We start from the raw sequence: 12,271 nt of genomic DNA, 5'->3' as shown, positions 1-12,271 counted from the left end.
GTACGGGCAATGATCAGAAACTTCACCGCGCGCTTCGCGCTTCTGCTGCTCGCGCTGGCGTTACCTTGCTGGGCGTCGGAGCCCCGCGAACTCGACTGGCCGGCGCTGATTCCGGAGGGCGCGCCGATGATCCCGCCGCAGCTCGCCCCGCTGCACGACATGGCGCAGCTGAGCAACGCGCTGTCTGCAGAAGCCGCACCGCCGGCGCGCCAGCAAGCGCCCGATGCGCCGGTGGTCAAAGGCCTGGACGGCCAGCAGATCAAGCTGCCGGGCTATATCGTGCCGCTGGAAGTCAGCGAGGAAGGCCGCACCACCGAGTTTCTGCTGGTGCCCTACTACGGCGCCTGCATCCATGTACCGCCACCGCCCTCCAACCAGATCGTGCATATTTTCAGCGAGATGGGCGTACGCGTCGAAGACCTCTACCAGCCCTACTGGATCGAAGGAAAGATGCAGGTTAGAGCCTCCAGCAGCGAACTGGCCGACGCCGGCTACCAGATGGAAGCCGAGAAAATATATGTTTATGAGCTGAAGTGAGAACTGTTTCGAATTCGTGAACGCGGTTCTTTGAGCTGGGTCAAACAATCGGTTTAGACGGCTCCGTACCATTGGACGAGTTGATTAATAACGTCCTTTGGGAGCTTCCATGAACAAGTCCTTGCTCGGCGCCTCGCTTGTGGCCCTTGCGCTCGCCGCCCCTGCCGCCCACGCCTACCAGGCGGGGGATATGATCCTGCGCGCAGGCGCCATCACCACCGCCCCGAACGAAAGCAGCGGCGACCTGAAGTTCGACGGCAACAAGGTGTCGGGCACCAAGGCTACCCTGGACAGCGACACCCAGCTGGGCCTGACCTTCGCCTACATGCTCACCGACCACATCGGCCTTGAGCTGCTGGCCGCCACGCCATTCCAGCACACCGTGGGCGTCAAAGGCCTGGGCGGCGGCCTGGACGGCAAGCTGGCCGACATCAAGCAACTGCCACCGACCCTGTCGCTGCAGTACTACCCGATGGCGCCCAACTCGCGCTTCCAGCCATACGCTGGCATCGGCATCAACTACACCCTGTTCTTCGACGAAGACCTGAGCAGCGAGCGCAAGCAACAAGGCTTCAGCAACCTCAAGCTGCAGGACTCGGTGGGTATCGCCGGCCAGCTGGGCATGGATTACATGCTCACTGACAACCTGCTGGTCAACGCCTCGGTCTGGTACGTTGATATCGACACCAAGGCCAGTGTCGACGGCCCGAGCGCATTGGGCTACAGCAAGACCAAGGTCAACGTGGAAGTCGACCCTTGGGTCTACATGGTCGGCCTTGGCTACAAGTTCTGACCACTGCGTTGCAGGGCGGCCGAGGCCGCCCTTTCTGTTTGCAGCCACAGCCAGTAGCCTAGCGCCAGCGCGCTGATCGCCATGCCCAGCGCGCACACCGCGCCCCAGCCCCAGCGGGTATACACCCAGCTCGCCAACACCGCCCCAAGCCCGCTGCCAATCGAATAGCAGCACATGTAGGCACCGATCAGTCGGCTGGCCATCTCGCCACGCCCGGCCAACAGCAGGCTCTGATTGGTGACGTGCACCGCCTGCACGGCAAAGTCGAGCATCAGTACGCCCAGCGTGAACGCCAGCAGCGATTGAGCGACAAAGGCTGTTGGCAGCCATGACAGCGTCAACAGTGCCAGCGCCAGGCCGGTGGTACGTTCGCCCAACCCCTGATCAGCCAACCGGCCAGCCCGTGACGCGGCCAAGGTACCGGCAATGCCTGCCAGGCCGAACAGGCCTATTTCCGTGTGGCTCAGGGCCAAGGGGGCAGCGCCCAGCGGCAAGACCATGCTGCTCCAGAGCACGCTGAATGCGGCGAAGATCAACAGGCCGAACAAGCCTCGCCGGCGCAGCAAGCTGTCCTGTCGATACAAGCTGAACAACGAGCCGATCAGCGCCACATAACCCGCTGCACGCTCCGGGCGCCGGCCCGCCGGCAAGCGGTAGCACAGCACCAGGGCCATCAGCAGCAGCGCCCCTGCGGCTACGAAGTAGACACTGCGCCAACCGGCCACATCGGCAAGGGCGCCCGACACCAGCCGCGCCAGCAGAATGCCCAGCACCACTCCACTGGTCACCGTGCCCACGGCCTGGCCCTGCCGTGCAGGTGCGGCAAGGGTCGCGGCATGCGCCACCATCACCTGCACCACCACCGCCATCAGCCCGACCAGCGCAAGTGCGGCCAGCAATACCGCCCAGCCCTGCGCCAGGCCAACGGCGATTAGCGCGAGTGCCCCAACCAGCAGTTGGCCGAGCACCAGGCGCTTGCGGTCGATCAGGTCACCCAACGGCACGATCAGGATCAGCCCCAGGGCATAACCCGCCTGGGTGGCGCCGACCACCCAACCGATGCGCGCCTGAGCCACGCCCAACTCTGCCGCTACCGATTCCAGCAACGGCTGAGCGAAATACACAGTGGCCACCGCCATGGCGCAGGTAGCGGCAAGCAACAGGGTTATCCCGCGTGTCAGTGCTTCATTCATTGGCTCAGCCCCGTGACTATCTGGTTTCAAAAAGAAACCACTTACTGGCTATTTAGCAAATGTGGTTTTAATCTGCAACCAGTCAATCAGGTAAGGCCGGCCCCGATGCTCGATGAAGTGAATGCTCAATGCCCTGTAGCGCGTGCCCTCGAAGTATTGGGTGACCGCTGGGCGCTGATGATCCTGCGCGATGCCTTCGATGGCTTGCGCCGCTTCAGCGAATTTCAGAAGAACCTGGGCTTGGCCAAGAACATCCTCGCTTCGCGGTTGAAACTACTGGTGGAAAGCGGCTTGCTGCAGTTGCAGCCGGCGTCGGATGGCAGTGCCTACAAGGAATATGTGCTGACCGACAAAGGGCGCTCGGTGTTTCCGGTCGTGGTGGGACTGCGGCAGTGGGGCGAGCGGTTTATGTTCGACGCGGGGGAAGCGCGGTCGGCGCTACTGGATAGCGCCAGCGGCAAACCGGTCGAGACGTTGCTGGTACGGGCGCAGGATGGCCGGGTCTTGGGCCCGGAAGACTGCCAGAGACGTGTGATCAACCACGATTAAGCGGTGCTCCCTTCGCGGGCAAGCCCGCGAAGGGGCTCTTGATCAGGCTTTGCCGAGCAGGTGGGCCAGGCCTTCGGCCATCGATGTCGGCTGCGGGAAATCGAAGCGCGCCAGCAACCGCTGGTTATCCGCGCGCGAGTGGCGAATGTCGCCGGAACGCGCATCGCCATAGCTGACGGGCGGCAGGCTACCGACCACCGTTTCCAAGGCCTTGAGCAACTGGTTCAGCGAAGTCGCCTGGTTCAGGCCGATATTGACTGCGCCCTCTTCCACCTGCGGCTGCTCCAGCGCCTGCAGCATCACCTGCACCAGGTCGCCCACATAAAGGAAATCCCGGGTCTGCTCGCCATCGCCAAACACTGTGATCGGCAGCCCTTGGGTAGCCCGCTCGCTGAAGATGCTGATTACCCCGGAGTACGGCGAGGAAGGGTCCTGGCGGGGCCCGAAAATATTGAAGAAGCGGAACACCACCGGCTCCAGACCATGCTGGCGGCGGTAGAAGTCCAGGTATTGCTCGCTGGCCAGCTTGTCCACCGCATAAGGGGTCAGCGGCGCCTTGGGCGTATCCTCGGCAATCGACTGGCCTTCCCCGTTGTTGCCGTACACCGCCGCACTCGAGGCGAACAGCACCCGGCGCACGCCCTGCAGGCGCATGGCCTCGCAGACATTGAGCGTGCCGACGAAATTGCTCTGGTGGGTCTTTACCGGATCGTCGACCGAGGCCTGTACCGAAGCCACTGCGGCCAGGTGCACCACGGCGCGGCAACCGGTTGCGGCGCGCTGGACCAGCGCGGCATCGGCCACATCCCCCTCGATCAGCTCAAGGCTCGGGTTACTCAACTGAAGGTTGTCGCGCTTGCCGGTGGAGAGGTCATCAAGCACGCGCACGGCGTAGCCCTTGGCCAGCAACGCATCGCACAGGTGGGAGCCAATGAAGCCGGCGCCGCCGGTGATCAGGATGGGGGCGTCAGCCATGGCGGTAGAATCGGTCCAGTAAGGGCGGCAAGCCGGCGCGCCAGGCACGCGGCTTGATGCCGAAGGTATGAAGGATTTTCTTGCAGGCCAGCACCGCGTGCTGCGGCTCTTCGCTGGCATCCGGGCGGGCGGCATGCGCTTGCGCGGTCGGCGCCTGCACGGCCAGCTGGCGATGCTGCCCGGCCTCGGTGAGGATCGCCTGGCCCAGCGCCAGCGGCGTGGTCGCCTCGTTGCCGGCGTAGTGATAGGTACCCCACAGCGGCGCGCTGCAGTCGAGCTGCTTGAGCACCGACAGGATCACCCGTGCGGCATCGTCGACCGGCGTCGGGTTGCCGCGGCGGTCATCGGCCAGCAGCAACTCCTGCGGTTGCTCGGCGCGGGTCAGGAAGCGGCCCAAGGCACCGTCGATGCTCTCGTCCAGCAACCAGCCGAAGCGCAGCAGCACATGCTGTGGGCACGCCGCACGCACGCTCTGCTCGATGCGCCATAACGCCTGGCCACGCAGGCCCAGAGGCACCGGCTCGTCCTTTTCGCTGTAGGCCGTGGCCCGCGAGCCATCGAACACCCGGTAGCTGGAAGGCTGCACCAGGGTGATCTGGTGGTGCTGGCACAGCTCCGCCAGCCGCTCCACCGCCCGCTCCTGCTGGGCAAGGCGCTGTTCGCTGACCGACTCGGCCTGGAACCAGTCGAAGTAGTAAGCCAAGTTGACCAAGGCATCGGGGCGGTGATCGTCGAGCAGCTGGGTCAGGCTGGCCGGGGCCCAGCCATCTTCCGGCGGGCGCGGCGCCAGGAATGCGATGTCCTCCTCGGCCCCGAGACGAATCAGCGCTTGCCCGAGGGCATTGCCACCACCCAACAGCATCAGGCGCATACGCATAGAGTCAGCAGATCCGAACAGGTTGATGAAGGAATGGGGCATTTTGCGGTTTCCTGCCCGGGAAGTCCAACGCAGGGCCTGGTCAATGCCACGGGCGGTTTCCCTGACCCTGTTTGCAGCTTGCTTGGCCGTCAGCGCAACACGCCCGCGCTTGCCGACCAGGTTGCCAGCGCCGTGGAGACGTTCGTCCTCGACGGCGCGTCATGCGTGGGGCATCACTCGATCTCAAACAGCCCGTTACTGAGCGGCCCTACGCTCAACCGCTCGCGCACATCGTCATCAATGCGTGGATCATCCGGCCGGTACAGTTTCACCTGCCGATAGGCATTGATGCGGTTGATCTCTTCGCCCAAATACTCCCACACCACGCGGGTGCACGCCGGGTTGCGCCGGTCGCCGCTGGAAACGCCGGTCTTCAGGCCGTTCAAGCGGGTGATGCGGCTCTTGAAGCTGGGGATGAGGATGGTCTGGCTCATCTCGTTCAGGGTCAGCGACTCGTAGTCGATGAGAAACATCCGGTCCTGCAACTGAAACGCCGCGCCCAGGTAGCGGCAGCGCACCTCGGCATGTTGGTCGGTGGCGGTCGAGCGCTCCTGCCGTTCCTGGCGCTCGAACAGAAAATGGCCGCGCTCTTCACGCAGGTGCACCAGCGACACCAGGATGGTGCCGGGTACCGACATGCAATTGGAATACTCGAAATAATAGCCGCAGTAGCGCGACAGGTTGCCGGCATGCTCGTGCAGCGGGCGGAACAGGTCGCTGATCGGGTCGCTGGGCTGGTCGGCAACTGCCGAGACGCGCGCACCGATCAGGCGGGCGAACTGTTCGGGCGGCAGGTTCAGCTCGTAATCCTCGACTCCGAAGAAATCGCCGATGCGCTTGAGGTTGAACGCCGTCGGGCGGCTTTGCCCGCTCAGGTACTTGTTGAACTGCGCACGGTTGATCGACAGCTGGCGGCAAACTTCCGAGATAGAGCGGTAGTGGCTGCAGGCCAATTTGAGGTTGGTAGCGAAATGATCGCTCATGATCAGAATCCAGGGTGACGCGAATGGTGCAATTGTAGCATCAAGTCGCATCAAGTCAGAGCAACCCGCGAAATTGTAACCACTCTTGTCATGGCCAACCATGCGCCCCAACGATAGCGGTGCGCCTGCCGTCCGCTGGTCTTTCCACACGAAGAATAAGAATCGAGGTCATTTTCCAATGCTCGAAGTACTCAACGATTTCCTTTCGGGGAAGCTCCTCATCGTGTTGATCGTCGGTCTCGGCGGTTACTTCACCCTCCGCTCGCGCTTCGTCCAGTTCCGCCATTTCGGCCATATGTTCGGTGTGTTCAAGGAATCGCTGCGTGGCCAGGCAGGCCAGCTGAGCTCCTTCCAGGCCCTGATGCTGAGCCTGGCCGGCCGCGTTGGCGCCGGTAACATCGCCGGTGTCGGCATCGCCGTGACGTTGGGCGGCCCGGGCGCTGTGTTCTGGATGTGGGTCACTGCCCTGGTCGGCATGGCCAGCAGCTTCTTCGAATGCACCCTGGCCCAGGTCTACAAGCGCGCCGACGGCGACGGCCTGTACCGTGGCGGCCCGGCGTACTACATCCAGCATGGCCTGAAGCGCAAGGGCATGGCCATCGTGTTCTCGATCCTGCTGCTGGTCACCTACGGCTTCGCCTTCATCGGCCTGCAGTCGTACACCGTCACCCACTCGCTGCAAAACGCCTTTGCCTTCGACCCAAGCCACACCGGTATCGTCCTCGCGGTGCTGCTGGCCATCACCTTCCTCGGCGGCATCAAGCGCATCGCCGCGGTGTCGGACCTGCTGGTACCGGTCAAGACCCTGGCCTACATCGGCGTGACCCTGTACGTGATCGGCACCCAGATCGACCACGTGCCAGCCATGCTGGAAACCATCTTCAAGAGCGCCTTCGGCCTCGACCCGGCGTTCGGCGGCCTGCTCGGCAGCGCCATCGTCATGGGCGTGAAGCGTGGCGTGTTCGCCAACGAAGCGGGCTTGGGCAGTGCGCCCAACGTCGCAGCCGTGGCGGCCGTGAAGCACCCGGGCGCGCAAGGCGTGGTCCAGGCCTTCAGCGTGTTTCTCGACACCTTCGTGATCTGCACCTGCACCGCGCTGCTGATCCTGCTGTCGGGCTTCTACACCCCGGGCTTCGAAGGTGACGGCATCGTCCTGACCCAGAACTCGCTGGCCGCCGTGGTCGGTGACTGGGGCCGCCTGTTCGTCAGCGTCGCGCTGTCGCTGTTCGTCTTCACCTGCATCCTCTACAACTACTATCTGGGCGAAAACAGCCTGCAGTTCCTCACCCGCAACCGCGCCGTGCTGATGGGCTTCCGCGGCCTGGTGCTGGCGCTGGTGGTGTGGGGTTCGATGCAAGACCTGACGACCGTGTTCGCCTTCGCCGACATCACCATGACCTGCCTGGCGTTCGTCAACCTGATCGCCCTGGCCATGCTGTTCAAGGTCGGCCTGCGTGTGATGCGCGACTACGATGACCAGCGCAAGGCGGGCATCAAGCAGCCGGTGTTCGACTCGGCCAAGTTCGCCGACCTGGACCTCGACCGCGCTGCCTGGCCTGCCAACCCACAGGCCGAAACAGCCGCTGACAATACCGTCGGCCAGGCCCAGCCGCAGCGCTGATATCCTGCCCTGCCCAGCCGCCCCGTCCGCGGGCGGCTGCTTACTCTCCGCTCACCGCTACGGATGCTTTCCATGCGTGCAGTCAAGAATCTCCTCGTCCTCTACACCGGGGGCACCATCGGCATGCTCGAAACCGCTGAAGGCCTGGCACCGGCCGGTGGTTTCGACGCGCGGATGCGCGAACACTTCGCCCAAGCAAGCAATGCACCCCAGGTGCCCTGGACGCTGCAGGAACTGAACCCTCTGCTCGACAGCGCCAACATGCAGCAGCACAACTGGCTGGCCATGCGCGATGCCATCGTTGCGGCGGTAGAGGTGGGTGGGCATGACGGTGTGCTGGTGCTGCATGGCACCGACACCCTGGCGTACAGCGCTGCGGCACTGGCGTTTCTGCTGCTCGGCCTGCCGGTGCCGGTGTTGCTGACCGGCTCTATGCTGCCGGCAGGTGCGCCGGGCAGCGACGCCTGGGACAACCTGTGCGGCGCCCTGCGCCAGTTCGAGCACGGCCTGGCGGACGGCGTGCAGTTGTACTTCCACGACCAGTTGCTGCAGGGCTGCCGCGCCTCGAAGCTGCGCAGTGAAGCGTTTGACGCCTTTGCCGCGTTGCCACGCCATCGTGAAGGCGAGCGGGCGAGCGACATACCTGCCGCCCTGGGTTATCGCCACCAGCGCCAGCCGGTCAACCTCGCCGTGATGCCCGTTTTCCCCGGTTTGCAGGCCGAGCACCTGCGCGCAGTGCTCGACACGGGCGTGCAAGGGCTGCTGCTGGAGTGCTATGGCAGTGGTACGGGGCCATCTGATGATCAGGCCTTGCTCGACGTGCTGCGCGCGGCGCGCCAGCGTGGGGTGATGCTGGTTGCCATCAGCCAGTGCCCGGAGGGTTCGGTGGTATTCGATACCTATGCAGCGGGCAACCGTCTGCGCGGTGCCGGCCTGGTCAGTGGCGGCGGCATGACCCGAGAAGCGGCGTTGGCCAAAATGTTTGCGCTGCTGGGTGCCGGGCTGGATGCAGAGGCCGCAGAACAGTGGTTTGCCTTGGACCTGTGCGGCGAGCGGGCCTGAATTCTGCCAGTTGCCGGCGATAGGCCGGCACAGCCACAGAAATTGGCGGAAGGCAGCGGGAGTCGAACCTGCCCGGGAACGGCTGCCGTCCCCAACCGGGTTTGAAGCCCGGCCGCGCCACCGGGCGCGATTGCCTTCCTTGAACTCAGGGCCTGGCCTGCTGTTGGGCCAGGGCGCTGTCGGCGCGGATGTGACGCTGGTCGGCGACCCTGCGGGTCAGGCCGATACGGTCGAAGTATTCGAGAACCTGCACACTGCGCTTGCGACCGATGCCCAACATATCGCGAAACGCTGCCACCTGCACTATCGGCGTTTCACTTGCTTGGGCAAGCAGCAGCTCTGCCATGCGCTGTAGCGTTGCCTCAGGGTAGAACAGGTCGCGCACTACCTGATGCACTACACCGAGCCTGGCCATCTTGCGCAGCAGCAGGCGCACATCCGCTTCGGCACATTGCGCTTCGCTGGCCAGCGTCCTGACCCAGGGTGGGTCGAACTGCCCCTCCAGCAACCGTGGCTGCAGCCGTGCCCATAACGCGCTGTCGGCTTCGCTCAACTGAACCTTGTGATCGGGCAGGTGCAGCCATGGCCCACTGCTGGCAATCGTACCTTCGCCGAGCATCTCATCCAGCAGGCTGACGAACGCTGGGCGCTCCATCGGCAAGGCGGCGAAGCGGCGCAGGCGGTCACGGTCCGGGCCCAGCTGGTCGGGCTCTTGCTGGTGAAACAGTGCCAATTGCTCCAGCACCTGTTGCTTAAGGGCCTGCCATTGGGGTTTGGCGAACAGCAACTGCCCCTGCCGTGTGGCAACCACCAGCATGTCCGCCGGTAACTGCCAGGTATCACGCAGGCGGTTGAACTGCCGCTCCAAACGCTGCGGGTCGAGCCCACCCGGCGCGCTGGCGAGCAATGCCATCAACGCCTGCTCCAGGCTTTGTGTATCGCGCAGTACCTGCAACTGGCGTAGACGCGCCTCACTGCGGCGTTGCCGGCTGGGCGCGAACGGGTCGAGCACCGTGCCGCCGCCGAGGGTGCGCTGGGCACGCTGGTCGCGCAGTACCAGGCGATCGCCATGTACGGTTTGTAGCGGGGCGTTGAGCAACAACTGGGCGAACATGCGCTGGCCTGCCAGCAGGCGTTCGCCTTCGAGCAGGGCCACCCGCGCGGTGACATCCTGGGTACCCAGGTGTACATGGACGGCGCTGAAGTGCTCGAAAGGCCGGTTCTCGCTCGCCAGCAGATGCAGCTCGATATCGACCCGCACGCTGGGCGCATGCAGCCACTCTGGCACCAGCCAATCGCCACGGTGCACCTGCTCCACCGCCAGGCGCTCGGCGGCGATGTTCAGCGCCACTCGTTGCCCTGCCTCAGCCACCAGGGCCGCTTGGTTCTGCGCATGCAGGCCACGCACCCGCACGGGTTTACCGGCCTTGCCCAACCACAGCGTGTCGCCTGCACTGACGCGCCCGGCCAGCGCGGTGCCGGTGACGACGACCCCGGCACCCGTTACTGCGAAAGCGCGATCGACCGCCAGGCGGAAACCGCCGCGCACGCTACGCTGCTGCACACGTGCCTCGGCCTCCAACAGTGCCTGGCGCAGGGCCTCGATCCCTTCGCCAGTGACACTCGACAAGGGTAATTGCCGTGCCCCGGCGTAGGGCCCCGGCGCCAGCAGTGCGGCAACCTGCCCCTGTACTTCGGCAACACGTTCCGGCGCTACACGGTCACATTTGCTGATCGCCACCAGCGCTTGGGGAATGCCCAGCAACTCGATGATCGCCAGGTGCTCGCGGGTCTGTGGCATGACCCCATCGTCCGCCGCCACCACCAGCAACACCAGGTCGATGCCATGGGCGCCCGCCAGCATGTTGTGGATAAATCGCTCGTGGCCTGGCACATCGATAAACCCGGTCAGTGGCGCGCCCTCGGCTAGGGCCGCATAGCGATAACCCAGGTCAATGGTCATGCCGCGCTCGCGTTCTTCCTGGCGATGATCGCCAGCCTGCCCGGTTAATGCTTGGAGCAAGGCGGTCTTGCCGTGGTCGATGTGGCCGGCGGTACCGACGATCACTGCACCGGCCCCAATTGCAGGGCGGGCAACTGCGCCAGCCACTGGGCTTCGTCGTCCAGCTGGCGCAGGTCAAGCCACAGCGCGTCGTCGTCAATGCGGCCAAGCACCGGCACCGGCAAGTCGCGCAAGGCGCGCTCCAGCACATGCAGGCTACGCCCGCGCAGCTTCTTCGACACCTGCGGGCGCAGGCACAGCGCGGCACTGGGCAAGCGCGCGACCGGCTGGCTGCCGCTGCCGATCATGCCCAGCGCCGGTTCCACGCTGACGCTCCACTGTGCATCGAGACGCGCTTTTAGCGCTGGCGCCAGGCGCTCGGCCTGGGCCTGGATCTCGGCCTGGCTGCGAGTCAGCAGGCGCAGGCTGGGCAGGCGCTCGGCCAGCCGGTCCGGGTTGCGGTACAGCGCCAGCACGGCTTCCAGTGCGGCGAGGGTAATCTTGTCCACGCGCAGTGCCCGTTTGAGCGGGTTCTTCTTGATCCTGGCGATCAGGTCCTTGCGCCCGACGATGATCCCCGCCTGCGGCCCCCCCAGCAGCTTGTCACCGCTGAAGGTGACGATATCGGCGCCATCGGCCAGGGCCTGGCGCACGGTCGGCTCGGCGGGCAGGCCCCAGCGGGTCAGGTCTAGCAAACTGCCGCTGCCCAGGTCTTCAAGCAGCGGCAGTTCGTGTTGATGGGCAATACGCGCAAGCTCGGCGGTGGGCACCTGGGTAGTGAACCCCTGGATGCTGTAGTTGCTGCAATGCACACGCATCAACAAGCCGGTGCGCGGGCCGATGGCAGCCTCGTAGTCACGGGCGTGGGTACGGTTGGTGGTGCCGATCTCGTGCAGTTTCACACCCGCACGGGCCATGATGTCGGGGATGCGGAAGGCACCGCCGATCTCGATCAACTCACCGCGGGAGATGATGCCTTCCTTGCGCGCACCCAGGCTGTTGAGCGCCAGCAGCACGGCGGCGGCATTGTTGTTGACCACGGTGACGGCTTCGGCGCCGGTCAGCTCACGGATCAGGCCTTCGATCAGGTCGTCACGGTCGCCGCGCTTGCCGGTGGCCAGGTCGAACTCCAGGTTGAGCGGGTAGCGGGCAGCGGTCTGCATGGCCTCGACAGCCTCTTCCGGCAACAGTGCACGGCCGAGGTTGGTGTGCAAGACAGTGCCGGTGAGGTTGAACACCCGGCGGACCTGGCTGCGTTGCTGGATGGCCAGGCGTTCGCCGCTGCGGCCCAGCAGTACTTCGGCGGCCAGTTCGGCAGCGCTTAGCTGGCCCAGGCGGGTGGGTTCGCGCAGGTCATCGAGGAGTTGACGCAGGGTGGCGAGCACGGCGTCGCGGCCGTGGCGGTCTATCAGCGGAAGGCAGGCCGGGTGGCGCAGGAGGGTGTCGATGGAAGGCAGGCGTGGGGTGTTATCGGCGAGGCTTGAAGACATCAGGTACGACCTTATCCATTGTCTGTTCGGGCCTCATCGCCGGCAAGCCGGCTTCCACAAGGGCTGCACCGGTCGCAGGAACCGTTGAATACCTGTGGGAGCCGGCTTGCCGGCGATGGGGGCAACTCAGTTCTGAAGTGTAGACAC

11 protein-coding genes and 1 tRNA gene are annotated in these 12,271 nt (G+C 64.9%); 5 read left to right on the top strand and 7 right to left on the bottom strand.

All coding sequences use genetic code 11. The features are described from left to right. Window positions 1-9: 9 nt before the first annotated feature. Window positions 10-537 (top strand): DUF3299 domain-containing protein, encoded by a 528-nt coding sequence (locus ACIPIJ_RS25525; protein ID WP_401082102.1) that lies wholly within the window; start codon window positions 10-12, stop codon window positions 535-537. 109 nt (window positions 538-646) lie between these two features. Further along, window positions 647-1,330 carry an OmpW family protein gene (locus ACIPIJ_RS25520; protein ID WP_401082099.1) on the top strand — a complete coding sequence of 228 codons (684 nt, stop codon included), beginning with the start codon at window positions 647-649 and terminating at the stop codon, window positions 1,328-1,330. On the opposite strand, the gene ACIPIJ_RS25515 is transcribed toward ACIPIJ_RS25520, so the two are convergent. Then, window positions 1,318-2,523 (bottom strand): MFS transporter, encoded by a 1,206-nt coding sequence (locus tag ACIPIJ_RS25515; protein WP_401082096.1) that lies wholly within the window; start codon window positions 2,521-2,523, stop codon window positions 1,318-1,320. The two genes, ACIPIJ_RS25520 and ACIPIJ_RS25515, sit on opposite strands and share 13 nt — an antisense overlap. 105 nt (window positions 2,524-2,628) lie before the next feature. Between ACIPIJ_RS25515 and ACIPIJ_RS25510 the strand changes: the two genes are divergently transcribed. Beyond that, the gene (locus tag ACIPIJ_RS25510) at window positions 2,629-3,072 is read left to right on the top strand and encodes a winged helix-turn-helix transcriptional regulator (RefSeq protein WP_401082093.1); all 444 of its coding nucleotides are present in this window, start codon (window positions 2,629-2,631) and stop codon (window positions 3,070-3,072) included. Window positions 3,073-3,114: 42 nt separating this feature from the next. Here the strand turns inward: ACIPIJ_RS25510 and ACIPIJ_RS25505 are convergent, their stop codons facing one another. The 3 genes from ACIPIJ_RS25505 to ACIPIJ_RS25495 all read right to left on the bottom strand — a co-directional run bounded on the left by ACIPIJ_RS25505 (window position 3,115) and on the right by ACIPIJ_RS25495 (window position 5,949). Further along, complete coding sequence (locus ACIPIJ_RS25505; protein WP_401082090.1) at window positions 3,115-4,047, bottom strand: NAD-dependent epimerase/dehydratase family protein; 933 nt, start codon at window positions 4,045-4,047, stop codon at window positions 3,115-3,117. Beyond that, complete coding sequence (locus ACIPIJ_RS25500; protein ID WP_401082599.1) at window positions 4,040-4,924, bottom strand: sugar nucleotide-binding protein; 885 nt, start codon at window positions 4,922-4,924, stop codon at window positions 4,040-4,042. Before ACIPIJ_RS25500 ends, ACIPIJ_RS25505 begins: the two co-directional genes overlap by 8 nt. 215 nt (window positions 4,925-5,139) lie before the next feature. Next, on the bottom strand, window positions 5,140-5,949 hold the full coding sequence (locus tag ACIPIJ_RS25495; RefSeq protein ID WP_401082087.1) for a helix-turn-helix domain-containing protein: 810 nt from the start codon (window positions 5,947-5,949) through the stop codon (window positions 5,140-5,142). 178 nt (window positions 5,950-6,127) lie between these two features. On the opposite strand from ACIPIJ_RS25495, the gene ACIPIJ_RS25490 reads away from it, so the two are divergent. Both ACIPIJ_RS25490 and ACIPIJ_RS25485 read left to right on the top strand, forming a co-directional pair. Beyond that, window positions 6,128-7,570 carry an alanine/glycine:cation symporter family protein gene (locus ACIPIJ_RS25490; RefSeq protein ID WP_401082084.1) on the top strand — a complete coding sequence of 481 codons (1,443 nt, stop codon included), beginning with the start codon at window positions 6,128-6,130 and terminating at the stop codon, window positions 7,568-7,570. Between the two features lie 72 nt (window positions 7,571-7,642). Next, window positions 7,643-8,632 (top strand): asparaginase, encoded by a 990-nt coding sequence (locus tag ACIPIJ_RS25485; protein ID WP_401082081.1) that lies wholly within the window; start codon window positions 7,643-7,645, stop codon window positions 8,630-8,632. A 43-nt stretch (window positions 8,633-8,675) separates the two neighbouring features. Here the strand turns inward: ACIPIJ_RS25485 and ACIPIJ_RS25480 are convergent. From ACIPIJ_RS25480 to selA, 3 genes are all read right to left on the bottom strand, one after another. Further along, window positions 8,676-8,771: transfer RNA gene (locus ACIPIJ_RS25480), tRNA-Sec, on the bottom strand. A 6-nt stretch (window positions 8,772-8,777) separates the two neighbouring features. After that, complete coding sequence (gene selB / locus ACIPIJ_RS25475) at window positions 8,778-10,700, bottom strand: selenocysteine-specific translation elongation factor (protein ID WP_401082596.1); 1,923 nt, start codon at window positions 10,698-10,700, stop codon at window positions 8,778-8,780. After that, window positions 10,697-12,124, bottom strand: a complete 1,428-nt coding sequence (selA, locus tag ACIPIJ_RS25470; protein ID WP_401082078.1) for an L-seryl-tRNA(Sec) selenium transferase — start codon at window positions 12,122-12,124, stop codon at window positions 10,697-10,699. Before selA ends, selB begins: the two co-directional genes overlap by 4 nt. Window positions 12,125-12,271 lie beyond the last annotated feature (147 nt).

Source organism: Pseudomonas sp. NPDC087185 (assembly GCF_044744955.1).
In the GTDB taxonomy this organism is placed as follows: Bacteria; Pseudomonadota; Gammaproteobacteria; order Pseudomonadales; family Pseudomonadaceae; genus Aquipseudomonas.
The sequence above is the reverse complement of the archived record's forward strand: the minus strand, read 5'-3'. Positions and strand labels throughout refer to the sequence as shown.